The sequence below is a fragment of the Actinosynnema sp. NPDC050801 genome (assembly GCF_040673975.1).
GTDB lineage: Bacteria > Actinomycetota > Actinomycetes > Mycobacteriales > Pseudonocardiaceae > Actinosynnema.
In genome coordinates this window covers 408121-429172 of record NZ_JBFAQZ010000007.1, presented here as the reverse complement: position 1 = coordinate 429172, position 21052 = coordinate 408121, and the positions used below count along the sequence as shown (strand labels likewise).

The 21052-nt window shown below is 68.0% G+C and carries 32 protein-coding genes; 3 read left to right on the top strand and 29 right to left on the bottom strand.

All coding sequences use genetic code 11. The annotated features are described in order from the left end of the window. Positions 1–560: 560 nt before the first annotated feature. The 29 genes from map to rpsL form a co-directional block, all read right to left on the bottom strand. Entirely contained in the window at positions 561–1334 is a 774-nt protein-coding gene (gene map / locus AB0K14_RS19430; protein ID WP_360464747.1) for a type I methionyl aminopeptidase, read from the bottom strand. 50 nt (positions 1335–1384) lie between these two features. Continuing rightward, positions 1385–1936 carry an adenylate kinase gene (locus tag AB0K14_RS19425; protein ID WP_360464744.1) on the bottom strand — a complete coding sequence of 184 codons (552 nt, stop codon included), beginning with the start codon at positions 1934–1936 and terminating at the stop codon, positions 1385–1387. Continuing rightward, positions 1936–3246 (bottom strand): preprotein translocase subunit SecY, encoded by a 1311-nt coding sequence (gene secY / locus AB0K14_RS19420; protein ID WP_360464741.1) that lies wholly within the window; start codon positions 3244–3246, stop codon positions 1936–1938. Before secY ends, AB0K14_RS19425 begins: the two co-directional genes overlap by 1 nt. Positions 3247–3500: 254 nt before the next feature. After that, on the bottom strand, positions 3501–4097 hold the full coding sequence (locus AB0K14_RS19415) for a LysE family translocator (protein WP_360464738.1): 597 nt from the start codon (positions 4095–4097) through the stop codon (positions 3501–3503). 303 nt (positions 4098–4400) lie between these two features. Next, positions 4401–4844, bottom strand: a complete 444-nt coding sequence (gene rplO / locus AB0K14_RS19410; RefSeq protein WP_360464736.1) for a 50S ribosomal protein L15 — start codon at positions 4842–4844, stop codon at positions 4401–4403. Beyond that, positions 4841–5026 carry a 50S ribosomal protein L30 gene (rpmD, locus tag AB0K14_RS19405; RefSeq protein ID WP_053715223.1) on the bottom strand — a complete coding sequence of 62 codons (186 nt, stop codon included), beginning with the start codon at positions 5024–5026 and terminating at the stop codon, positions 4841–4843. The genes rplO and rpmD overlap by 4 nt, the downstream gene beginning before the upstream one ends. 2 nt (positions 5027–5028) lie before the next feature. Next, positions 5029–5634 carry a 30S ribosomal protein S5 gene (gene rpsE, locus AB0K14_RS19400; RefSeq protein ID WP_037329520.1) on the bottom strand — a complete coding sequence of 202 codons (606 nt, stop codon included), beginning with the start codon at positions 5632–5634 and terminating at the stop codon, positions 5029–5031. Between the two features lie 34 nt (positions 5635–5668). Continuing rightward, positions 5669–6082, bottom strand: a complete 414-nt coding sequence (gene rplR, locus AB0K14_RS19395; protein WP_360464731.1) for a 50S ribosomal protein L18 — start codon at positions 6080–6082, stop codon at positions 5669–5671. Position 6083: 1 nt separating this feature from the next. Further along, the gene (rplF, locus tag AB0K14_RS19390) at positions 6084–6623 is read right to left on the bottom strand and encodes a 50S ribosomal protein L6 (protein ID WP_053715225.1); all 540 of its coding nucleotides are present in this window, start codon (positions 6621–6623) and stop codon (positions 6084–6086) included. Positions 6624–6640: 17 nt separating this feature from the next. Further along, positions 6641–7039 carry a 30S ribosomal protein S8 gene (rpsH, locus tag AB0K14_RS19385; RefSeq protein WP_033428586.1) on the bottom strand — a complete coding sequence of 133 codons (399 nt, stop codon included), beginning with the start codon at positions 7037–7039 and terminating at the stop codon, positions 6641–6643. A 127-nt stretch (positions 7040–7166) separates the two neighbouring features. Continuing rightward, complete coding sequence (locus tag AB0K14_RS19380) at positions 7167–7352, bottom strand: type Z 30S ribosomal protein S14 (protein ID WP_053715226.1); 186 nt, start codon at positions 7350–7352, stop codon at positions 7167–7169. A 3-nt stretch (positions 7353–7355) separates the two neighbouring features. Beyond that, complete coding sequence (gene rplE, locus AB0K14_RS19375; RefSeq protein ID WP_360464727.1) at positions 7356–7919, bottom strand: 50S ribosomal protein L5; 564 nt, start codon at positions 7917–7919, stop codon at positions 7356–7358. Next, positions 7919–8233, bottom strand: coding sequence for a 50S ribosomal protein L24 (rplX, locus tag AB0K14_RS19370; RefSeq protein WP_360464724.1), 315 nt, complete (start codon positions 8231–8233; stop codon positions 7919–7921). Before rplX ends, rplE begins: the two co-directional genes overlap by 1 nt. A gap of 2 nt (positions 8234–8235) precedes the next feature. Beyond that, a complete protein-coding gene (gene rplN, locus AB0K14_RS19365; RefSeq protein ID WP_033436721.1) occupies positions 8236–8604 on the bottom strand; it encodes a 50S ribosomal protein L14 in 369 nt (122 codons plus the stop codon). 67 nt (positions 8605–8671) lie between these two features. Further along, positions 8672–8953, bottom strand: coding sequence for a 30S ribosomal protein S17 (gene rpsQ / locus AB0K14_RS19360; protein ID WP_123745276.1), 282 nt, complete (start codon positions 8951–8953; stop codon positions 8672–8674). After that, positions 8950–9198 (bottom strand): 50S ribosomal protein L29, encoded by a 249-nt coding sequence (gene rpmC / locus AB0K14_RS19355; protein WP_033428581.1) that lies wholly within the window; start codon positions 9196–9198, stop codon positions 8950–8952. The genes rpsQ and rpmC overlap by 4 nt, the downstream gene beginning before the upstream one ends. Then, complete coding sequence (rplP, locus tag AB0K14_RS19350; RefSeq protein ID WP_053715230.1) at positions 9198–9617, bottom strand: 50S ribosomal protein L16; 420 nt, start codon at positions 9615–9617, stop codon at positions 9198–9200. The genes rpmC and rplP overlap by 1 nt, the downstream gene beginning before the upstream one ends. A 3-nt stretch (positions 9618–9620) precedes the next feature. Further along, positions 9621–10445: a 30S ribosomal protein S3 gene (rpsC, locus tag AB0K14_RS19345; RefSeq protein WP_077011037.1), complete on the bottom strand. Its 825-nt coding sequence runs from the start codon at positions 10443–10445 to the stop codon at positions 9621–9623. Then, entirely contained in the window at positions 10445–10861 is a 417-nt protein-coding gene (rplV, locus tag AB0K14_RS19340) for a 50S ribosomal protein L22 (protein ID WP_158844861.1), read from the bottom strand. Before rplV ends, rpsC begins: the two co-directional genes overlap by 1 nt. 35 nt (positions 10862–10896) lie before the next feature. Further along, a complete protein-coding gene (gene rpsS / locus AB0K14_RS19335) occupies positions 10897–11178 on the bottom strand; it encodes a 30S ribosomal protein S19 (RefSeq protein WP_360464717.1) in 282 nt (93 codons plus the stop codon). An 18-nt stretch (positions 11179–11196) separates the two neighbouring features. After that, on the bottom strand, positions 11197–12033 hold the full coding sequence (rplB, locus tag AB0K14_RS19330) for a 50S ribosomal protein L2 (protein ID WP_360464714.1): 837 nt from the start codon (positions 12031–12033) through the stop codon (positions 11197–11199). Between the two features lie 22 nt (positions 12034–12055). Next, positions 12056–12355: a 50S ribosomal protein L23 gene (gene rplW, locus AB0K14_RS19325; RefSeq protein ID WP_360464711.1), complete on the bottom strand. Its 300-nt coding sequence runs from the start codon at positions 12353–12355 to the stop codon at positions 12056–12058. Next, positions 12352–13044 carry a 50S ribosomal protein L4 gene (gene rplD, locus AB0K14_RS19320; RefSeq protein WP_360464708.1) on the bottom strand — a complete coding sequence of 231 codons (693 nt, stop codon included), beginning with the start codon at positions 13042–13044 and terminating at the stop codon, positions 12352–12354. Before rplD ends, rplW begins: the two co-directional genes overlap by 4 nt. 2 nt (positions 13045–13046) lie before the next feature. Beyond that, the gene (rplC, locus tag AB0K14_RS19315; protein WP_360464705.1) at positions 13047–13697 is read right to left on the bottom strand and encodes a 50S ribosomal protein L3; all 651 of its coding nucleotides are present in this window, start codon (positions 13695–13697) and stop codon (positions 13047–13049) included. A 52-nt stretch (positions 13698–13749) separates the two neighbouring features. After that, entirely contained in the window at positions 13750–14055 is a 306-nt protein-coding gene (gene rpsJ / locus AB0K14_RS19310; RefSeq protein WP_003938093.1) for a 30S ribosomal protein S10, read from the bottom strand. A 325-nt stretch (positions 14056–14380) separates the two neighbouring features. Then, positions 14381–15574, bottom strand: a complete 1194-nt coding sequence (tuf, locus tag AB0K14_RS19305) for an elongation factor Tu (protein WP_106616829.1) — start codon at positions 15572–15574, stop codon at positions 14381–14383. A 139-nt stretch (positions 15575–15713) separates the two neighbouring features. After that, the gene (gene fusA, locus AB0K14_RS19300) at positions 15714–17816 is read right to left on the bottom strand and encodes an elongation factor G (protein WP_360464702.1); all 2103 of its coding nucleotides are present in this window, start codon (positions 17814–17816) and stop codon (positions 15714–15716) included. Between the two features lie 108 nt (positions 17817–17924). After that, a complete protein-coding gene (gene rpsG / locus AB0K14_RS19295) occupies positions 17925–18395 on the bottom strand; it encodes a 30S ribosomal protein S7 (protein WP_053715239.1) in 471 nt (156 codons plus the stop codon). Next, complete coding sequence (gene rpsL, locus AB0K14_RS19290) at positions 18395–18769, bottom strand: 30S ribosomal protein S12 (protein WP_030473471.1); 375 nt, start codon at positions 18767–18769, stop codon at positions 18395–18397. The genes rpsG and rpsL overlap by 1 nt, the downstream gene beginning before the upstream one ends. Before the next feature lie 500 nt (positions 18770–19269). Here rpsL and AB0K14_RS19285 point away from each other — a divergent pair, with 500 nt between their 5' ends. From AB0K14_RS19285 to AB0K14_RS19275, 3 genes are all read left to right on the top strand, one after another. Then, positions 19270–20139 (top strand): phosphotransferase, encoded by an 870-nt coding sequence (locus AB0K14_RS19285; protein WP_360464699.1) that lies wholly within the window; start codon positions 19270–19272, stop codon positions 20137–20139. Positions 20140–20177: 38 nt separating this feature from the next. Next, positions 20178–20477, top strand: a complete 300-nt coding sequence (locus AB0K14_RS19280; RefSeq protein ID WP_360464696.1) for a zf-TFIIB domain-containing protein — start codon at positions 20178–20180, stop codon at positions 20475–20477. Positions 20478–20572: 95 nt separating this feature from the next. Beyond that, positions 20573–21013 carry a hypothetical protein gene (locus AB0K14_RS19275; protein ID WP_360464693.1) on the top strand — a complete coding sequence of 147 codons (441 nt, stop codon included), beginning with the start codon at positions 20573–20575 and terminating at the stop codon, positions 21011–21013. Positions 21014–21052: the final 39 nt, after the last annotated feature.

The following is a 21052-nucleotide window of genomic DNA, read 5'->3' as shown; positions in this document are numbered from 1 at the left end:
GACACCCACAACCCGGCAAACCTGAACACCGCCCCCTTGACACGCGCGGTAGGGCTGCGCCAGGTCGGCGGGATGACACGAACCCCTCCCTTGGGGAAGAGAACAACATCAGCCGCCGCACGGCGACGCAGTCGACGGAGCCGGACCCCGGCCGCCCCCCACGATCCAAACGGGCCCGGACCACGGCACGGCCCCGGTGGTCCACTGGCCGGTCTTCCCTCAAAGGAGGGGTTCGTGTCATCCCGCCGACCTGGCAACGCCCAACCGCGCGTGTCAAGGGGGCACCCCCACCCCCACCGGAACGACGGGCTGGTACGGCCCCCTTGACGCGTGTGGTTGCCCTTGTGGAGGTCGGCGGGATGACACGGACCCCGGCACCCGCTGGAACAGGAGTCGACCCCCAGACCCCGTCATCCTGCTGATCTGCCCGTCCGGCGAGGACGCTCTTGATCTTTAGAGCTTGAGGCTTCGCCCAGGCCCGCCCACGAACGCCAACGCCGGCGGACCGAGTACCAGTCCACCGGCGCAGGCGGTGCTAAAACCGAAGAGAACCGAAGAGCTCAGTCGTCGAGAGCGGTGAGGACCCAGGGGCCGTCGTCGGTGATCGCCACCGAGTGCTCCCAGTGCGCGGCACGCGAGCCGTCGGCCGTGATGACGGTCCAGCCGTCGTCCAGCTCGACCGTCCGCTCGGTCCCGAGCGTGAGCATGGGCTCGATCGCGATCGCCATGCCCGGCTTCAACCGCGGACCCTTGCCCGGCTTGCCCTGGTTCGGCAGGAACGGGTCCATGTGCATCTTCGTGCCGATGCCGTGGCCGCCGTAGCCCTCGACGATCCCGTACTCGACGCCGTGCTCCTCGCCGGCCAGGATCGTGGCCGACTCGATCGCGAACGAGATGTCGCTCAGCCGACCACCGGCCACCGCCGCCTCGATGCCGGCGAGCATCGACGCCCGCGTCGCCTCGGACAGCTTCAGCTCCGCGTCGGTCACCGAACCCACCGGCAGGGTGATCGCCGAGTCGCCGTGCCAACCATCCAGGATGGCGCCGCAGTCGATCGAGATCAGGTCACCCTCCGCGAGCACCTGCGTGCGGCTCGGGATGCCGTGGACCACCTGGTCGTTCACCGACGCGCAGATCGACGCCGGGAACCCGTGGTAGCCCTTGAACGACGGGATCGCGCCCGCGTCCCGGATGCTCTGCTCCGCCAGCTCGTCCAACTCGGCGGTGCTGACCCCGGCCTTGGTGTGCGAGGCCAGCAGCGCCAACGTGCGCGCCACGACCAGCCCGGCGGCCCTCATGGCCTCCAGCTGGCCGTGGCTCTTGACCTCGATCATGCGATCCCGACCGGAAACGACCCGACGCAGCGCATCGACAAGTCCACCGCTCACTTCAGGTCGCGCAAGGCGCGCAGAGCGCGCTCGCTGATCTCGTCGACCTCACCGACGGCGTCGATGGTCACCACGACGTCGGCGTAGTAGTCGAGCAGCGGCGCGGTCTCCGTGCGGTACACCTGCTGGCGGTGCCGGATCACGTCTTCCTTGTCGTCCGTGCGACCGCGGGCGAGCAACCGCTCGACCACGACGTCCTCGTCGATCCGGAACTCCAGCACCGCGTCCAGCTTGTGCCCGTCGACCGCCAGCATCTCGCCGAGCACGCCCGCCTGGGCGGTGTTGCGCGGGAAGCCGTCGAGCAGGAAGCCGCCGGCGGCGTCCGGCTGCGAGAGCCGGACGCGCACCATCTCGTTGGTGACCGCGTCCGGCACCAGCTCGCCCGAGTCCAGGTACTCCTGGACCTCCTTGCCCAGATCGGTCTGCTGACTGATGTGGGCGCGGAAGAGGTCCCCGGTGGAGATGTGCGGCACCCCGAGCTCGCGGCTGAGCGTTGTGGCCTGGGTGCCCTTGCCCGCACCGGGCGGGCCGACGAGAACGAGTCGCACTAGCGGAGGAACCCTTCGTAGTTGCGCTGCATGAGCTGGCTCTCGATCTGCTTCACGGTGTCGAGCCCGACACCGACCATGATCAGCACCGCCGTGCCGCCGAACGGGAAGTTCTGGTTCTGGCCCTGACCGGTGAGGTCGAGGAACAGGTTCGGCAGGATGGCGACGATGCCCAGGTAGAGCGAGCCAGGCAGCGTGATCCGCCCCAACACGAAGCGGAGGTACTCGGCGGTGGGACGGCCCGGCCGGATGCCCGGGATGAACCCACCGAACTTCTTCATCTCGTCCGCACGCTCGTCCGGGTTGAACGTGATGCCGACGTAGAAGTACGTGAAGAAGACGATCAGCAGGAAGTAGAGCGCGATGTGCACCGGGCTGGACTGGCTCACCAGGTGCGTTGCAACGAAGCTCTCCCACCAGTTCGGCGCCGACCCGTCGGTGGACGTGGTGAGGCGCGAGATGAGGTCGGGCAGGTACAGCAGCGACGAGGCGAAGATGACCGGGATGACACCGGCCTGGTTCACCTTCAGCGGCAGGTACGTCGACGTGCCGCCGTACATCCGGCGGCCGATCATGCGCTTGGCGTACTGGACCGGGATGCGGCGCTGGGCCTGCTCCACGTAGATGACGCTCGCGATGATCAGCAGTGCCGCGACGCAGACCAGGAAGAACGTCAGGCCACCGCGGTCGAGGATGATCTTGCCCTCGATCGGGATGCGCGCCGCGATGCCGGTGAAGATCAGCAGCGACATGCCGTTGCCGATCCCCTTCTCGGTGATGATCTCACCGAGCCACATGATCACGCTGGTGCCCGCGGTCATCACGACCACGAGGACGACCAGGTTGAAGATGCTCTCGTCGGGGATGACCGGCACTTCGCAGTTCTGGAACAGCTGGTCGCGCACGGCCAGGGCGATGATGCCCGTGGACTGCAGGACCGCCAGCGCGATGGTCAGGTAGCGGGTGTACTGGGTCAGCTTGCCCTGACCCGCCTGCCCTTCCTTCTTCAGCTGCTCGAACCGCGGAATCACCACGGTGAGCAGCTGGACGATGATGCTCGCCGTGATGTACGGCATGATGCCGAGCGCGAAGATCGACAAGTTCAGCAGCGCGCCGCCGCTGAACAGGTTGATCAGCGAGTAGATCCCCTGCTGGTCGACCGACTCGACACACTGTTTGACGTTCTTGAAGGAGACGCCCGGCGCGGGCATGGTGGCGCCCAACCGGTACACCACGACGATCCCCAGTGTGAAGAGGATCTTCTTGCGTAGGTCCGGCGTCGCGAGAGCCGAGCGGAATGCGCCGAGCACGCGAACCTCCATCAGCGTTGCCGCCCCACTGGGGTCGGCATCCTGCGGTGCCGGCTGTGTTGCCGGCACAGTCTTGCGGACATGCCGTCGACCCATCGCCGACGGTGGCGGAAGCGACGGATAGCCGCGACCGACCCGGAGGGCATCCGGGTTCAGCCCGCGACTTTAACAGCCGCTTGGCCGATCGCCGTAGCCAGTCGCCCCTCACACTTCGTACCCGACCGACTACGGCGGCCCGCAAGCCCCCGAATGGATCAAGTTCGGCTGGTCGCGAGCAGGCCGGCCATGCCGAGCAGGACGCCCGCCGTGCCCTTGTCCAACCGGGCCTTGGCCCGCTTGGTCAGCCCGGCCTTCCGGATACCCGCGCCCAGCGCCACGTACCCGATCCCGGCCAGCGCTTCCGCCGCCAGGTAGACCGCGCCGAGGGTCGCGAGCTGCCCCGCGACAGGGCCGCGACCAGGGTCGACGAACTGCGGCACGAACGCGGTGAAGATCAGCAAGGCTTTGGGATTGGTGATCGCGACCAGGAACTCCTTGCGCAGCGGCGTGCCGCTGGCCACCGGTTTCCCGCCCCGGTCCTCGGTCGTCAGGATGCGCACGGCCAGGTAGACCAGGTACGCGACGCCGGCCCACTTGATCACGGTGAGGGCGTTGTGGCTGGCCGCCAGGACGGGACCGAGCCCCGCGACGACCGCGCCGACCATCAGGGAGAAGGCCGCAAGGCGGCCCAGGAGCGCCGTAGCGGCCCGCAAAGGACCGTGGTGGACCCCCTGGTGCATGCCCAGGAGGTTGTTGGCGCCAGGGGTCAGTGCGACCAGGACCGAGGCGCCGAAGAAGACCGCGAGCCACATGCGGGCACGCTAACCCGGCGCGCCACCGGTTTTACGCCCTCCGCGAACGCGCGTCTCAGCAGCGCCGACAGCCCGGGAACCGCGTCATCGGCAGGCCTGGAACCACCTCGTCCGCAGCCCGGAACCGCGGGTCGTCAGCGGCCCGGCGACCGCCTCATCAGCGCCGGCGGGACACCTCCCACCGCCGCCGGCAAAAGTCAAAAACCCATCGGCCGACCCCGCCGACGCGAACGGCCCCGGAGCGGGAGGCTCCGGGGCCGTTCGCAGTGCTGGTCCTGCTGGTCGTGCGTCAGTGCTCGTGCGTCAGAGCACGGTGGTGGTGCCACCGGCGGCGGCGATCTTCTCGACCGCGCTGCCGGAGAACTTGTTCGCCACGACGTCGAGCTTGACGCCGTCCAGGTCACCGTTGCCGAGGACCTTCACGAGCTCGTTCTTGCGCACCAGGCCCGCGTGGACGAGCGCGTCCACGTCCACCCGACCACCCTCCGGGAACACCCGGGCGAGGTCGGACACGTTCACCACCTGGTACTCGGTGCGGAACGGGTTGCGGAAGCCCTTCAGCTTCGGCAGGCGCATGTGCAGCGGCATCTGGCCACCTTCGAAGCGCGGGGAAACGTTCTTCCGCGCGCCGGTGCCCTTCGTACCGCGACCGGCCGTCTTGCCCTTGGAGCCCTCACCGCGACCGACACGGGTCTTCGCGGTCTTGGCGCCGGGGGCCGGACGCAGGTCATGGATCTTGATGGTCACGACTGGACCTCCTCGACGACCACCAGGTGGCGCACGGTGTGGATCAAACCGCGCACCTGCGGCGTGTCCTCGCGGACCACCGACTGGCGGATCTTGCGCAGACCGAGGGTCCGGAGGGACTCACGGTGGTTGCGCTTGGTACCGATGCTGCTCTTGACCTGGGTCACCTTGAGCTCGGCCATGGTCACACCGCCCCTGCGCGAGCACGGAGCATGCCGGCGGGAGCCACGTCCTCCAGGGGCAGACCGCGGCGGGCGGCCACCTCCTCCGGACGCTGCAGGCCCTTCAGGGCAGCCACCGTGGCGTGCACGATGTTGATGGCGTTGTCGGAGCCCAGCGACTTGCTCAGCACGTCGTGGACGCCGGCGCACTCCAGCACCGCGCGGACCGCGCCACCGGCGATGACACCGGTACCGGCCGAGGCCGGACGCAGCAGCACGACACCGGCCGCCTTCTCGCCCTGGATCGGGTGGGGGATCGTGCCCGCGATGCGGGGGACGCGGAAGAAGTTCTTCTTCGCCTCCTCGACACCCTTGGCGATCGCCGCCGGGACTTCCTTGGCCTTGCCGTAGCCGACACCGACCATGCCGTCGCCGTCGCCGACCACGACCAGCGCGGTGAAGCTGAAGCGACGACCACCCTTGACGACCTTGGAGACGCGGTTGATCGCGACCACGCGCTCCAGGTGCGGGGTCTTCTCCTGGGCCGCTCCGCCGCGGCCACCGTCACGGCGGTCGCGGCGCTCTCCGCGCTCGCCCCCGCCGCCTTCGCGACGCGTGCGTCCTGGCATCAGGCGTCCCTCTCAATTCGGTTCATGTGCATTGTCAGAACTCCAGCCCCGCCTCGCGAGCGGCATCCGCCAGAGCGGCGATCCGACCGTGGTAGGCGTTGCCGCCGCGGTCGAAGACCACCTTGCTGATCCCGGCGTCCTTGGCACGGGCGGCGGCCAGCTGGCCGACCTTCGCCGCACGGGCCTTCTTGTCGCCGTCGACCGACCGGACGTCCGCCTCGACGGAGGACGCCGCCGCAATGGTGTGGCCGGCGAGGTCGTCGATGATCTGCACGGTGATGTGCTTCGACGAGCGGTGCACGACCAGGCGCGGACGCTCGGCGGTGCCGCTGACCTTCTTGCGGAGGCGGAAGTGACGGCGCGTCTTGGCGATCCGGCGAGTGGTCGAGATGTCCTTGCCCACCGGCTTCCGCCCCGAAGAAACGGACTTCGTTGCAGTCTCGCTCATGTCACTTACCCGTCTTTCCGACCTTGCGGCGGATCTTCTCGCCCGCGTACCGCACGCCCTTGCCCTTGTACGGGTCGGGCTTGCGGAGCTTGCGGATGTTGGCGGCGACCTCGCCCACGAGCTGCTTGTCGATGCCGGCCACGGAGAAGCGGGTCGGGGTCTCCACCGCGAAGGTGATGCCCTCGGGGGCCTCCACCTTCACCGGGTGGCTGTAGCCCAGCGCGAACTCCAGGTCGGAACCCTTCAGCGCCACGCGGTAACCGACGCCGTGGATCTCCATCTTCTTCTCGTAGCCCTGCGTGACGCCGACGACCATGTTCTGCACCAGGGTGCGCGACAGGCCGTGCAGCGACCGGCTACGACGCTCGTCGTTCGGGCGCTTCACCTCGAGAGTGCCGTCGTCGGCCTTCTCGATGATGATCGGCTCAGCGATGTTGAGCGACAGGGTGCCCTTGGGGCCCTTGACGCTCACAGCCTGGCCGTCGATGTTCACGTCGACCCCGGAGGGGACGGTGATCGGCAGTTTTCCGATGCGCGACATTGCCTAGTCCCCCTTCCTCACCAGACGTAGGCGAGGACTTCTCCGCCCACGCCCGACTTGTTGGCCTGGCGGTCGGTCATCAGACCGCCAGAGGTCGAAATGATCGCGACGCCCAGACCGCCCAGCACCTTCGGCAGGTTGGTCGACTTCGCGTACACGCGCAGGCCCGGCTTCGACACGCGGCGGAGGCCGGCGATGCTGCGCTCCCGGTTCGGGCCGTACTTCAGCTCGATAACCAGGTTCTTGGCCACGTCGCCTTGCTCATCGCGGTAGCTCGCGATGTAGCCCTCGCGCTTGAGGATCTCGGCGATGTTGGCCTTCAACTTCGAGTGCGGCATCACGACCTTGTCGTGGTAAGCCGAGTTCGCGTTCCGCAGACGCGTCAACATGTCTGCGATCGGGTCGGTCATCGTCATGGTGACCTGGTCAACCTTTCTCGCTGCGGTTCCCCAGCCAGGGTCCGAGCCGACCTTGCGGCCGGCTGGTCGTGGACGGGCCTACAGCGAAGTGATGAGTCTTAGAAAACCTGCCGCCGAGCCGGACTTACCAGCTGGACTTGCTCACACCGGGCAGCTCGCCCCGGTGCGCCATCTCGCGGAGGCAGATCCGGCACAGGCCGAACTTGCGGAACACCGAGTGCGGGCGACCGCAACGCTGGCAGCGGGTGTAACCCCGCACCTTGAACTTCGGCTTGGCCGCGGCCTTGTTGATCAGCGCCTTCTTGGCCATCTGTCAGTTCTCCTTGAACGGGAAGCCCAGGGCCTTCAGCAGCGCCCGGCCCTCGTCGTCGTTGGTCGCGGTCGTCACCACGGTGATGTCCATACCGCGGGGACGGTCGATCGCGTCCGGGTCGATCTCGTGGAACATCGACTGCTCGTTGAGGCCGAACGTGTAGTTCCCGTTGCCGTCGAACTGCTTGCCCGAGAGGCCGCGGAAGTCGCGGATACGCGGCAGCGCGATCGTCAGCAGGCGGTCCAGGAACTCCCACATGCGGTCGCCGCGCAGCGTGACGCGCGCGCCGATCGGCATGCCCTCGCGCAGCTTGAACTGCGCGATGGACTTGCGGGCCTTGCGGACCTCGGGCCGCTGGCCCGTGATGATCGACAGGTCCTTGACCGCGCCCTCGATCAGCTTGCCGTCACGGGCGGCGTCACCGACACCCATGTTGACGACGACCTTGACCACGCCCGGGATCTGCATGACGTTGGCGTACTCGAACTGCTCGCGCAGCGAGGTGACGATCTCCTCGCGGTAGCGGACCTTGAGCCGCGGAATGGTCTTCTCAACGGTGGTCATCAGATGTCCTTCCCGTTACGACGGGAAATGCGGACCCGCTTGCCCTCGTCGTTCGTCCGGTAGCCCACGCGGGTCGGCTTGCCTTCGGAGTCGACCACCATCACGTTGGACACGTGGATGGGGGCTTCCTGCGTGACGATGCCGCCCGACTGCGCGCCGCGCTCGGTCTGCGAGATCCGGGTGTGCTTCTTGATGCGGTTGACGCCCTCGACCAGGACGCGGTTCTCAGCGGGGTAGGCCATGATGACCTTGCCGCGAGCTCCCTTGTCCTTGCCGGCGATGACGACGACCGTGTCGCCCTTCTTCACCTTCATGGTCAGAGCACCTCCGGCGCCAACGAGATGATCTTCATGAACTTCTTGTCGCGGAGCTCTCGACCGACCGGGCCGAAGATGCGGGTGCCCCGCGGCTCGTTGTCGTTCTTGATGAGCACCGCGGCGTTCTCGTCGAACCGGATGTAAGAGCCGTCGGGACGGCGCTTCTCCTTGACGGTGCGGACGATGACCGCCTTGACGACATCGCCCTTCTTGACGCCGGCACCCGGGATGGCCTGCTTCACCGTCGCGACGATGATGTCCCCGATGCCCGCGTAGCGGCGGCCCGAGCCACCGAGAACACGGATGCAGAGGATTTCCTTCGCACCGGTGTTGTCGGCGACGCGCAGCCGCGACTCCTGCTGGATCACTTACCTGCTCCTTGACCATTCCTGGCCCGCCAGATTTCCGACCTGACGGGCTCGGTCGTATGACTGGCTACTTGGCCTTCTCGAGGACCTGGACGAGTCGCCAGCGCTTGGTGGCCGACAGCGGCCGCGTCTCCATCAGCAGCACGCGGTCGCCGACGCCGGCGGTGTTCTCCTCGTCGTGCGCCTTCACCTTGGTGGTGGAGCGCATGACCTTCGAGTACCGGCGGTGCTTCTTGCGGTCCTCGACCGCCACCACGATCGTCTTGTCCATCTTGTCGGACACGACGTAGCCCTCGCGGACCTTGCGGTCGTTGCGAACCTCGGTGGTCACTTCGTTGTTCTCGCTCATGCCGCACCCTCACCAGTGGAAACCGCGTCGGGAGAGGCCGAGAGGCCCAGCTCCCGTTCCCGCATCACGGTGTAGATCCGGGCGATCTCGTGCCGGACCGTGCGCAGGCGGCGGTTGTTGTCGAGCTGCCCGGTGGCCATCTGGAAGCGGAGGTTGAACAGCTCCTCCTTCGCCTCCCTCAGGCGCAGCACGAGCTCTTCCTCGGTGAGCTCACGCAGCTCGGAAGCGGTGGTACCCGCTGCCATCAGAACTCACCACCCTCACGCGTAACGATGCGGCACTTCATCGGGAGCTTGTGGATCGCGCGGCGCAGTGCCTCGCGGGCCACGGCCTCGTTCGGGAAGCTCATCTCGAAGAGCACCCGACCCGGCTTGATGTTGGCCACCCACCACTCCGGCGAACCCTTACCGGAACCCATGCGGGTCTCGGCCGGCTTCTTCGTCAGCGGGCGGTCCGGGAAGATGTTGATCCAGACCTTGCCACCACGGCGGATGTGCCGGGTGATCGCGATACGAGCCGACTCGATCTGCCGGTTGGTCACGTAGGCGGGCTCCAGAGCCTGGATGCCGTACTCGCCGAAGGTGACCCTCGTGCCGCCCTTGGCAGCACCGGACCGTCCGGGGTGGTGCTGCTTGCGGTGCTTAACCCTGCGCGGGATGAGCACGACTCAGCCCTCCGTCTTCTCTTCGGTCGCGGTCGGCGCGGCGGTCTGGTCGCCCGCAGCGGCCCGACCGGCCTCGGTGCTCGTCGCGGTGGTGCCGCTGGCGCCCGAACGGCGCGCCCGGTTCGGGCGCTCGTTGCGGTCGCGGCGCGGCGCGCGGTCGGCCGCCGGAGCGGCGTCGCGCTCCCGCTTGGCGCTGATGCCACCGACGATGTCGCCCTTGTAGATCCACACCTTCACGCCGATCCGGCCGAACGTGGTGCGGGCCTCGAAGAAGCCGTAGTCGATGTCGGCGCGCAGCGTGTGCAGCGGCACGCGGCCATCGCGGTAGTGCTCGGAACGGGACATCTCGGCACCGCCGAGACGACCGCCGCACTGCACGCGGATGCCCTTGACCTGGGGCGAGCGCATGGCCGACTGGATGGCCTTGCGCATCGCGCGGCGGAACGCCACGCGGTTGGACAGCTGCTCGGCCACGCCCTGCGCGACGAGCTGTGCGTCCGACTCCGGGCTCTTCACCTCGAGGATGTTGAGCTGCACCTGCTTCTTGGTGAGCTTCTCCAGCTCACCGCGGATGCGGTCGGCCTCGGCGCCGCGGCGGCCGATGACGATGCCCGGCCGGGCGGTGTGGATGTCGACGCGAACCCGGTCACGGGTGCGCTCGATCTCCACCTTGGAGATGCCGGCCCGCTCCATGCCCTTGGAGAGCAGCTTGCGGATCTTCACATCCTCGGCCACGTACTCCGCGTACTGCTTGTCGGCGTACCAGCGGGACTTCCAGTCCGTGGTGATACCAAGTCGGAAGCCGTGCGGGTTGATTTTCTGGCCCACTACCGAGCCCCCTTCCTGTCAGCGCCGGCCTTCGCGCTGGTCTTCTTCGGACGGCTCTCCACCTCGACGGTGATGTGGCTCGTCCGCTTGCGGATCCGGTAGGCGCGGCCCTGGGCGCGCGGGCGGAACCGCTTGAGGGTCGGACCCTCGTCCACGTAGACCTTCGACACCCACAGGGTGTCGGGGTCGAGGGACAGATTGTTCTCGGCGTTGGCCACGGCGCTCTGCAGCACCTTGCGGACCGGCTCAGATGCCGCCTGCGGCGCGAACTGGAGCACGGCCAGGGCCTCGCTGGCGCTACGACCCCTGATGAGCTCGACGACGCGACGCACCTTCATTGGCGTGTCACGGACGTAGCGAGCCCGAGCCACGGCGCGCGGGAGCTCCGGCGCTTCGGCTTCGTTACGGGCGTTCATCGCTGCTTCCCCTTGCTCTTCCTCTAGTTCGTCGCCTAGCGACGGCGCGACTTCCGGTCGTCCTTGATGTGGCCCTTGAACGTGCGGGTCGGGGCGAATTCGCCGAGCTTGTGCCCGACCATCGCCTCCGTCACGAACACCGGCACGTGCTTGCGGCCGTCGTGCACCGCGATCGTGTGGCCCAACATGTCGGGGGTGATCGTCGACCGGCGGGACCAGGTCTTGATCACGGTCTTCTTGCCCGACTCGTTGAGGACGTCCACCTTCTTGAGCAGGTGGTCGTCCACGAAGGGGCCCTTCTTAAGGCTGCGAGGCATCCTTCACTCCCTCCCTGCTCAGCGCTTCTTACCGGTGCGACGACGCCGGACGATGAGCTTGTCGCTTGGCTTGTTGCGGCGGCGGGTACGACCCTCGGGCTTACCGGCCGGGTTCACCGGGTGGCGACCACCGGAGGTCTTGCCCTCACCACCACCGTGCGGATGGTCGACCGGGTTCATGGCGACACCACGCACCGTGGGCTTGCGGCCCTTCCAGCGCATGCGGCCGGCCTTGCCCCAGTTGATGTTCTGGTGCTCGGCGTTGCCGACCTCGCCGACCGTGGCGCGGCACCGGACGTCCACGTTGCGGATCTCGCCCGAGGGCATCCGCAGCTGGGCGTAGGGGCCGTCCTTGGCGACGAGCTGCACGCTGGCACCGGCCGAGCGCGCGATCTTCGCGCCGCCACCGGGGCGGAGCTCGATCGCGTGGACCACCGTGCCGACGGGGATGTTGCGCAGCGGCAGGTTGTTGCCCGGCTTGATGTCGGCCTTGGGGCCGTTCTCCACGACGTCGCCCTGCTGCAGCTTCGCCGGCGCGATGATGTAGCGCTTCTCGCCGTCGAAGTAGTGCAGCAGCGCGATGCGCGCGGTGCGGTTGGGGTCGTACTCGATGTGCGCGACCTTGGCCGGCACGCCGTCCTTGTCGGTGCGGCGGAAGTCGATGAGGCGGTAGGCCCGCTTGTGGCCGCCACCCTTGTGCCGCGTCGTGATCTTGCCCGAGGCGTTGCGGCCACCACGGCCGTGCAGCGGGCGGACCAGCGACTTCTCCGGCGTCGTCCGAGTGATCTCGGCGAAGTCGGAGACGCTCGCACCGCGACGACCGGGGGTCGTCGGCTTGTACTTGCGAATGCCCATCTCTACGCAGTCCTCGTCGTCATCAGGCGGCCGGGCCGCCGAAGATCTCGATCGGCTTGCTCTCGGCGGACAGCGTCACGATGGCGCGCTTGGTGTCCTTGCGCTTGCCATAACCGGTCCGGGTCCGCTTGCGCTTGCCCTGGCGGTTGAGCGTGTTGACGCTGACGACCTTGACGCCGAAGACCTTCTCCACGGCAATCTTGATCTGGGTCTTGTTCGCACCGGGCGACACCACGAAGGTGTACTTGTTCTCTTCGAGCAGCCCGTAGGACTTCTCGGAGATGACCGGCGCGAGCAGGATGTCCCGGTGGTCGGGGATCACTTCGCGGCCTCCTCGTCGACCTCGGACGACTCGGCGGTGGCCTCGGCGGAGCCCTGCCCGTGCTGGGCCTTGCTCGCCAGGAACACGTCGAGCGCGTCCTTGGTGAACACCACGTCGTCGTTGACCAGCACGTCGTAGGTGTTGAGCTGGTCCGGCGCGATGATGTGCACCTGCGGCAGGTTGCGCAGGCTGACCCACGAAACCTCGTCGGTGCGCAGCAGCACGGCCAGCACGCGGCGGGCCTCGGTGACCGACCCCAGCACCTTGCGGGCCGACTTGGTCGACGGCACGTCGCCCTCGACGAAGCCCGTCACCACGTGCACCTGGCCGGCACGCGCCCGGTCGGAGAGGGCGCCACGCAGGGCAGCGGCCTTCATCTTCTTGGGGGTGCGCTGGCTGTAGTCACGCGGCTGGGGGCCGTGGACGACGCCACCACCGGCGAACTGCGGCGCGCGGGTCGAGCCCTGACGGGCGCGGCCGGTGCCCTTCTGCCGGTACGGCTTCTTGCCACCACCGCGGACTTCACCGCGGGTCTTGGTGGAGTGCGTGCCCTGGCGGGCCGCGGCCAACTGGGCCACGACGACCTGGTGCAGCAGGGACACGTTCGCCTGTGCGTCGAAGATCGCGGACGGGAGCTCGACGGAACCGTCGGCCTTGCCCTCCGGGGTGCGGATCTCAACGGAAGTCATGATCAGGCACCACCCTTCGCAGCGGTCTTGATGAACACGGTGCCGCCCTTGGGGCCGGGAACGGCGCCCTTGATGAGCAGCAGGCCGGACTCGGCGTCCACGCGGTGCACCTTGAGGTTCTGGGTGGTCACCCGCACGTTGCCCATCCGACCCGCCATGCGCAGGCCCTTGAAGACCCGGCCGGGGGTGGCGCAGCCGCCGATGGAACCCGGCGAGCGGTGCTTGCGCTGGGTGCCGTGGCTGGCGCCGAGGCCCTTGAAGCCGTGGCGCTTCATGACACCCGCGGTGCCCTTGCCCTTGCTGGTGCCGACCACGTCGACCACCACGCCGGCCTCGAAGACCTCAGCGGTGATTTCCTGGCCGACCGTGTACTCGGACGCGTCCGTGGTGCGCAGCTCCGCCAGGTGGCGGCGGGGCGTGACGCCCGCCTTGGCGTAGTGGCCCGCGACGGGCTTGTTGACCTTGCGCGGGTCGATCGCGCCAAAGGCCAGCTGCACGGCCGAGTAGCCGTCGATTTCCTGGGTCCGAACCTGGGTGACCACGTTCGGCTCGGCCTTGACGACGGTAACCGGAACGATCCGGTTGTTCTCGTCGAAGACCTGAGTCATGCCGAGCTTGGTGCCCAGGAGGCCCTTAACCTGCCTGTCAGACATGGGTCTCGTTACTCTCCGCCCCAAATGGGATCAACACTGCCGCGTCCAACGCTTACTGGATGTTGACGTCGACGCTCGCCGGCAGGTCGATGCGCATGAGCGCGTCCACCGTCTTCGGCGTCGGGTCGAGGATGTCGATCAGACGCTTGTGCGTGCGCATCTCGAAGTGCTCGCGCGAGTCCTTGTACTTGTGCGGCGAGCGGATGACGCAGTAAACGTTCTTCTCAGTGGGCAGCGGCACAGGCCCGACGACCCGAGCGCCGGTGCGCGTCACGGTCTCGACGATCTTGCGCGCGGACGCGTCGATCGCCTCGTGGTCGTAGGCCTTGAGCCGGATGCGGATCTTCTGTCCCGCCATGATGGCTTGCCGTTCCTCTGCTTCTAGTACCGCTGCGGTGCGGGCACCTTGCACGAGGTCACGGGACCTCCGGCGCGCTCCGCCCCCTATTCAGGATTGACACCGAGCGGTGTCACGGTGCCCGGTCCACGCGGTCGGGCGTGTCGCGCCCCAACGCATAGACCGGTCCCACTGATACAGCCTGTGGGATTGTCTTACAGATCAAACCCCGCTCGTGGCGGGGCGGCCGAGTCCGAACTCGAACCGGCCGCCCCGACGAGCAACCCGTCAATGGTCGCACACGTGGGTGCGCAGACCAAATCGGGGGGTGAGATTTAGAGCCAGGTCACTTGATGATCTTGGTGACCGAGCCCGCGCCGACGGTGCGGCCACCCTCGCGGATGGCGAACCGCAGGCCCTCGTCCATGGCGATCGGCTGGATCAGCTTCACGGACATGGTCGTGGTGTCGCCCGGCATGACCATCTCGGTGCCCTCGGGGAGGGTCACGACGCCGGTCACGTCGGTGGTGCGGAAGTAGAACTGCGGGCGGTAGTTGTTGAAGAACGGCGTGTGCCGGCCACCCTCGTCCTTCGACAGGATGTAGACCTGCGCGTCGAACTCGGTGTGCGGGGTGGTGGTGCCGGGCTTGATGATCACCATGCCGCGCTCCACCTCCTCGCGCTTCACGCCACGCAGCAGCAGCGCGGCGTTGTCGCCCGCGCGGCCCTCGTCGAGGAACTTCTTGAACATCTCGATCGAGGTGACCGTCGTCTTCTTCGAGGTCTCCTTGATGCCGACGATCTCGACCTCTTCGTTGACCTTGACGATGCCGCGCTCGATGCGGCCGGTCACCACGGTGCCACGACCGGTGATGGTGAACACGTCCTCGACCGGCATCAGGAACGGCCGGTCGACCTCGCGCTCGGGCTCCGGGATGTTCTCGTCCACGGCGTCCATGAGGCCGATGAGCTTCTCGCCCCACTCGGCGTCGCCCTCCAGCGCCTTCAGCGCGGAGACGCGGACGACCGGCAGGTCGTCACCGGGGAACTCGTACTCGGAGAGCAGCTCGCGGACCTCGAGCTCGACGAGCTCCAGGATCTCCTCGTCGTCCACCATGTCGGCCTTGTTCAGCGCGACCACGATGTAGGGCACACCGACCTGGCGGGCCAGGAGCACGTGCTCCTTGGTCTGCGGCATCGGGCCGTCGGTCGCCGCGACCACCAGGATGGCGCCGTCCATCTGCGCCGCACCGGTGATCATGTTCTTGATGTAGTCGGCGTGACCGGGGCAGTCGACGTGCGCGTAGTGGCGCTTGTCGGTCTGGTACTCGATGTGCGCGATCGAGATCGTGATGCCGCGCTGCTTCTCCTCCGGCGCCTTGTCGATCTGGTCGAACGGCGTGAAGGGGTTGAGGTCCGGGTACTTGTCGTGCAGGACCTTGGAGATGGCAGCGGTCAGCGTCGTCTTACCGTGGTCGATGTGACCAATGGTGCCGATGTTGACGTGCGGCTTCGTCCGCTCGAACTTCGCCTTCGCCACTGGAATGTCCTCCTGGACTTCGATTGCTCAGCCCGGCGGGTGGGTTTCCACCCACCGGACTTCACGTCAGGGTCGGTTGTGCGGACCCCGGGGCATCCCCCCGGAGAGCCCGCGTGGTGCTGCGGTGCTCCGGTTGGGGTTACTCGCCCGTCGCCTTCGCGATGATCTCCTTCGCGACGTTCGCGGGAACCTCGGCGTAGGAGTCAAAGGTCATCGAGTAGTTCGCGCGACCCTGGGTCCTGGACCGCAGGTCGCCGACATACCCGAACATCTCCGACAGCGGAACCAGCGCCTTGACGATGCGGGCGCCGCTGCGTTCTTCCATGGCCTGGATCTGGCCACGGCGGGAGTTCAAGTCGCCGATCACGTCGCCCATGTAGTCCTCGGGCGTGGTGACCTCGACGGCCATCAACGGTTCGAGGATGGCCGGGCTGGCCTGCCGGGCGGCTTCCTTGAGCGCCATGGAGCCCGCGATCTTGAACGCCATCTCCGACGAGTCGACCTCGTGGTAGGCGCCGTCGACCAGCGTCAGCTTGACGCCCACCAGCGGGTAGCCCGCCAGCACGCCGTACTGCATCGCGTCCTGGGCGCCCGCGTCCACCGACGGGATGTACTCCCGCGGGATGCGACCACCGGTGACACCGTTCACGAACTCGTAGAGAACGCCGTCCTCGGTCTTCTCCAGCGGCTCCAGGTCGATGAGGACCTTCGCGAACTGGCCGGAGCCACCGGTCTGCTTCTTGTGGGTGTAGGAGTACTTCTCCACCTTGCGGCGGATCGTCTCCCGGTACGCCACCTGCGGCTTGCCGATGTTGGCCTCGACCTTGAACTCGCGGCGCATGCGGTCCACCAGGATGTCCAGGTGGAGCTCGCCCATGCCGGCGATGATGGTCTGGCCGGTCTCCTGGTCCAGGTTGACCCGGAACGTCGGGTCCTCCTCGGCCAGCTTCTGGATCGCGGTGCCCAGCTTCTCCTGGTCGGCCTTCGTCTTCGGCTCGATCGCCACCTGGATGACCGGCTCGGGGAAGGTCATCGACTCCAGCACGATGGGCGCCTGCGGGTCGCAGAGCGTCTCACCGGTGGTGGTGTCCTTGAGACCGATCACGGCGTAGATGTGACCGGCGATGGCCTCTTCGACCGGGTTCTCCTTGTTGGCGTGCATCTGGAAGATCTTCCCGATGCGCTCCTTGCGGTCCTTGGTCGAGTTGATGACCTGGGTGCCCGCGGCGACCTTGCCCGAGTAGACCCGGATGTAGGTGAGCTTGCCGAAGAAGGGGTGCGCGGCGATCTTGAACGCGAGCGCCGAGAACGGCTCGTCGGTCTTCGGCGCGCGGAAGGCCGGCGTCTCGCCGTCCTGCAGCGTGCCCTCGACCGGCGGGAGGTCCAGCGGAGCGGGCAGGTAGTCGATCACCGCGTCGAGCATGGGCTGGACGCCCTTGTTCTTGAACGCCGAGCCGCACAGCACCGGGTAGGCGGAGCGGTTCTTGACGATCGCGCGGATGCCCGACTTGATCTGCTCGACGGAGAACTCCTCGCCCGCGAGGTACATCTCCATGAGGGCGTCGTCGGTGTCGGCGACGGCCTCGACGAGCGCCTCGCGGTACTCGGCGGCCTTGTCGGCGAGGTCGGCCGGGATCTCCTCGACCGTGTAGTCCTCGCCCTTCTGGACCTCACCGTGCCAGGTCAGCGCGCGCATCTCGACCAGGTCGACCACGCCGGTGAAGTCGCTCTCCGACCCGATCGGGATCTGGATCGGCAGCGGCTTCGCGCCGAGGCGCTCCTGGATGGTGCGGACGGTGAAGTAGAAGTCCGCGCCCAGCTTGTCCATCTTGTTGACGAAGCAGATGCGGGGGACGTCGTACTTGGTCGCCTGGCGCCAGACCTGCTCGGACTGGGGCTCGACGCCTTCCTTGCCGTCGAACACGGCAACGGCACCGTCGAGGACGCGGAGGTTGCGCTCCACCTCGACGGTGAAGTCGACGTGGCCCGGCGTGTCGATGATGTTGATCTGGTGGTTCTTCCAGAAGCAGGTCGTCGCGGCCGACGTGATCGTGATGCCGCGCTCCTGCTCCTGCTCCATCCAGTCCATCACCGCGGCGCCGTCGTGGACCTCGCCGATCTTGTAGCTGATCCCGGTGTAGAACAGGATCCGCTCGGTCGTCGTGGTCTTGCCCGCGTCGATGTGGGCCATGATCCCGATGTTGCGGACCTTGGCCAGGTCGGTGAGCACGTCCTGTGCCACGGGTGTCTTCCCCTGTCTTGAGCTAGCTGGTAGCAGGCTCACTAGGGCTGGGAGGCGCCAGGCGGGCGGGCCCGGAGATCGATCCCGGGTTGCCCGCCTGGCGTCACGTCACCAGCGGTAGTGGGCGAAGGCCTTGTTGGACTCGGCCATCTTGTGCGTGTCCTCGCGGCGCTTGACGCTCGCGCCCAGGCCGTTGCTCGCGTCGAGCAGCTCGTTCATCAGGCGCTCGATCATGGTCTTCTCGCGGCGCTGCCGGGAGAAGGTGATCAGCCAGCGCAGCGCGAGCGTGGTCGAGCGACCCGGCTTCACCTCGACGGGCACCTGGTAGGTGGCGCCACCGACGCGGCGGGACTTCACCTCGAGGGCGGGCTTGACGTTGTCCAGCGCGCGCTTGAGCGTGACGACCGGGTCGGTGCCGGTCTTGTCGCGGGCGCCTTCGAGGGCGCCGTACACGATCCGCTCGGCCACGGAGCGCTTGCCGTCGACCAGCACCTTGTTGATGAGCTGGGTCACCAGCGGAGAGCTGTAGACCGGGTCGGAGATCAGCGGCCGCTTCGGGGCCGGTCCCTTGCGGGGCATCAGCTCTTCTCCTTCTTCGCGCCGTACCGGCTGCGAGCCTGCTTGCGGTTCTTCACGCCCTGCGTGTCGAGCGAACCGCGAATGATCTTGTAGCGGACACCGGGGAGGTCCTTCACACGACCGCCGCGCACGAGCACCATCGAGTGCTCCTGCAGGTTGTGGCCCTCACCGGGGATGTAAGCCGTGACCTCGATACCGCTCGTCAGCTTCACGCGGGCGACCTTGCGCAGCGCCGAGTTCGGCTTCTTGGGCGTGGTCGTGTAGACGCGGGTGCACACACCGCGCCGCTGCGGGCTGCCCTTGAGCGCCGCGGTCTTCTGCTTGGCGACCTTGTCCTGCCGGCCCTTGCGGACCAGCTGCTGGATCGTTGGCATACGCCGGCTGCTTCTTCCCTTTACGTGCCCGCCGCGTGGGCGACGAGCCCTGTTTACTTGGTCCCTCTCTGCACCCGAGGTCGGGCGTGTCGCCGCCTCCGGCGGAGCCGGAGGTGCAACGCCTGTCCCCAGGTCCGCAGGCAACATCCCAGGATGCCCCTACGCGTGGAGGTCACCGCGGCCGGCTTTCCAGCACCACTGGCGCGTAGGCACGCGGAGCGGCCCGACATGGGTCGGGCACGAGTACCAAAGATACCCCGCCTGGTTCCCACGGGTCAAAACGGATCCACCACCGGAGTGGATCACGCGAACAGGGCACCGCACGTCGGCCCGTCGAGGGGACGGTCCGGAGGGACCATCGCACCGTGACTCGTGGGCAATCAGAGCACGGATGAGCGAATCCCGCAGGTCGGCGTGGCCAGAGATTCACCCGGACGGGTGGTGATGAGGGTCTCCACGCCGTTCGACCGGCCGGTCGGGGCGCCGGTCACACTGGTCGGGTGAACTCCGATCTCATCGCGGGCATGGCGGCGCTGGTGGCCGCCGACGCCCCACCCGTGGTGCTCGCGGTGCGCGGCGACGTCGTGGTGGTGCGGGTCGCGGACGTGGTGCTCAAGGCGCACGAACGCGGCACGGACCTCGCGGTGCTCACCGCCCGGCTCCGGCTGGCCGGCGACCCGAGGCTGGGCGGGCTCGTGCTGGCGCCCCGGTCGGCGCCCGCGGTGGTGCTCGGCCGGGTCGTCACGGCCTGGCCCATGGGCACGCCGGTGGCGCAGGCCGAGCCGGAGGACCTCCCCATGGAGGCCGCCGGACGGATGCTGGCGGCGCTGCACCGGTTCACCGCCGCGGACTTCGCCCCACCGGTCCCCCTGGCCGGCGCGCGGCCGCGGATGGAACGCGCGGTGCGCGACCTGGCGCTCGACACGCCCGCCGCGCAGCTGGTGCGGCAAGCGTTCGCGACGTTGCCGGCGTTCGCCGACACCGGGACCACGCTCATCCACGGCGACTGGCACCTCGGCCAGCTGGTGTGGCGGGACGGGTACCGGCTGATCGACGTGGACGACCTGGGCGTCGGCGACCCCGCGTGGGACCTGGCCCGACCGGCCGCGCTGCACGCGGCGGGCGTGCTGGACCCGGACGCGTGGGGACGGCTGCTCGGGTCGTACCTGGACGCGGGCGGCGCGGGCGTGCCGCGGGACGACCCGTGGTCGGTGTTGGAAGCGCCTGCGCGCGCTCTGGTGGTGCAGATGGCGGCGCGTGCCCTTTCCGCTGCGGAGCGCGACGGAACGGAGTTGAACGACGCTCAGGAAGCGTTGATCGAGGCGTGTGCCCGGATCGTGTCGACACACGAACCCATTCGGCGCGGCTAATATCGGGTTCATCGCGTCAAGAGCAGGAGGCTCACACGATGCAGTGTCCCAAGTGTCATGCGAACATGCGCACCTTCGACCGCATGGGCGTGCACATCGAGCAGTGTGATGGCTGCCGCGGGGTCTTCCTCGACTACGGCGAGCTGGAGGCCATCACCCGGCTCGAACAGCAGATGGCTCCCCCGCCGCCGCCCGTCGCGCCGCAGCCTCAGGTTCACTACGTGCAGCAGCCGGTTCAGCAGCCGGGGTGGGGCGCCGCGCCCGGCTACGGCGGCCACGGCGGCCACTACGGGCACCGGAAGCACCGCGGCCTGGGCGGGTTGTTCTTCTCGTCCTGATCTTCGTGGTGGTGGCCCCGCGCCGGTGGTGCGGGGCCACTGTTGCACTACCGAGAAACAGGGTGATAATCGGTAGTGACCCGAGGAGGCCCGCCATGTCCGTCGCCACCGAGGCAGCGCAGATCCGCGACCTGTTCGACCAGATCGAGGAGATCGAAGAGGTCGCGTCGAGCTTGTCGGAGGACGACGAGCGGCGGCGCAAGCTGCACGGCGTGGTGGCCAAGGCCCTGCGCAAGGCCCCGCCGGTGCGGCCGGTGGTGGCCGGTGAGCTGCTGGACCTGACCGAGAAGACGGTCAAGGCCTGGGCGCGCGAGGGCGTGCTCGCCATCCACAGCCAGGAGCCCCGGATGTTGTTGGACGCGGTGCGGCTGCACGAGGTGCTGCACGTCGTGTCGGAGCTGAGGCGAGCGGGCAAGAGCCGCGCGTTGCTGGACGAGGTGCACCGGCGGTTGAGCGACGCGGCGCTGCTCGACCGGGACGACCTCGCCACCAGCCTGGAGCAGCTGCGCCGCGGTGAAGGACGCGTAGTTCGCTGATCGAAGTCGTCGAAACGCCCGTCGCGGCCGTCCAGGCCG

What these genes read in the sequence shown, in the direction of transcription:
- rpsH (WP_033428586.1), bottom strand. Translation starts at nt 7,039, where the DNA reads ATGACGATGACCGACCCGATCGCAGACATGTTGACGCGTCTGCGGAAC.
- AB0K14_RS19280 (WP_360464696.1), top strand. Translation starts at nt 20,178, where the DNA reads ATGCAGTGTCCCAAGTGTCATGCGAACATGCGCACCTTCGACCGCATG.
- rplX (WP_360464724.1), bottom strand. Translation starts at nt 8,233, where the DNA reads ATGAAGGTGAAGAAGGGCGACACGGTCGTCGTCATCGCCGGCAAGGAC.
- rpsE (WP_037329520.1), bottom strand. Translation starts at nt 5,634, where the DNA reads ATGCCAGGACGCACGCGTCGCGAAGGCGGCGGGGGCGAGCGCGGAGAG.
- AB0K14_RS19415 (WP_360464738.1), bottom strand. Translation starts at nt 4,097, where the DNA reads ATGTGGCTCGCGGTCTTCTTCGGCGCCTCGGTCCTGGTCGCACTGACC.
- rplC (WP_360464705.1), bottom strand. Translation starts at nt 13,697, where the DNA reads ATGTCTGACAGGCAGGTTAAGGGCCTCCTGGGCACCAAGCTCGGCATG.
- map (WP_360464747.1), bottom strand. Translation starts at nt 1,334, where the DNA reads ATGATCGAGGTCAAGAGCCACGGCCAGCTGGAGGCCATGAGGGCCGCC.
- rpsQ (WP_123745276.1), bottom strand. Translation starts at nt 8,953, where the DNA reads ATGAGCGAGAACAACGAAGTGACCACCGAGGTTCGCAACGACCGCAAG.
- rpmD (WP_053715223.1), bottom strand. Translation starts at nt 5,026, where the DNA reads ATGGCCGAGCTCAAGGTGACCCAGGTCAAGAGCAGCATCGGTACCAAG.
- rplR (WP_360464731.1), bottom strand. Translation starts at nt 6,082, where the DNA reads ATGAGCGAGACTGCAACGAAGTCCGTTTCTTCGGGGCGGAAGCCGGTG.
- rpsL (WP_030473471.1), bottom strand. Translation starts at nt 18,769, where the DNA reads ATGCCAACGATCCAGCAGCTGGTCCGCAAGGGCCGGCAGGACAAGGTC.
- rpsJ (WP_003938093.1), bottom strand. Translation starts at nt 14,055, where the DNA reads ATGGCGGGACAGAAGATCCGCATCCGGCTCAAGGCCTACGACCACGAG.
- rplV (WP_158844861.1), bottom strand. Translation starts at nt 10,861, where the DNA reads ATGAACGCCCGTAACGAAGCCGAAGCGCCGGAGCTCCCGCGCGCCGTG.
- rpmC (WP_033428581.1), bottom strand. Translation starts at nt 9,198, where the DNA reads ATGGCAGCGGGTACCACCGCTTCCGAGCTGCGTGAGCTCACCGAGGAA.
- rpsS (WP_360464717.1), bottom strand. Translation starts at nt 11,178, where the DNA reads ATGCCTCGCAGCCTTAAGAAGGGCCCCTTCGTGGACGACCACCTGCTC.
- rplB (WP_360464714.1), bottom strand. Translation starts at nt 12,033, where the DNA reads ATGGGCATTCGCAAGTACAAGCCGACGACCCCCGGTCGTCGCGGTGCG.
- rplF (WP_053715225.1), bottom strand. Translation starts at nt 6,623, where the DNA reads ATGTCGCGCATCGGAAAACTGCCGATCACCGTCCCCTCCGGGGTCGAC.
- AB0K14_RS19380 (WP_053715226.1), bottom strand. Translation starts at nt 7,352, where the DNA reads ATGGCCAAGAAGGCGCTGATCAACAAGGCCGCGGCCAAGCCGAAGTTC.
- AB0K14_RS19275 (WP_360464693.1), top strand. Translation starts at nt 20,573, where the DNA reads ATGTCCGTCGCCACCGAGGCAGCGCAGATCCGCGACCTGTTCGACCAG.
- rplE (WP_360464727.1), bottom strand. Translation starts at nt 7,919, where the DNA reads ATGACCACCGTTGAGAAGACCATTCCGCGGCTCAAGGTCCGCTACCGC.
- rplD (WP_360464708.1), bottom strand. Translation starts at nt 13,044, where the DNA reads ATGACTTCCGTTGAGATCCGCACCCCGGAGGGCAAGGCCGACGGTTCC.
- rpsG (WP_053715239.1), bottom strand. Translation starts at nt 18,395, where the DNA reads ATGCCCCGCAAGGGACCGGCCCCGAAGCGGCCGCTGATCTCCGACCCG.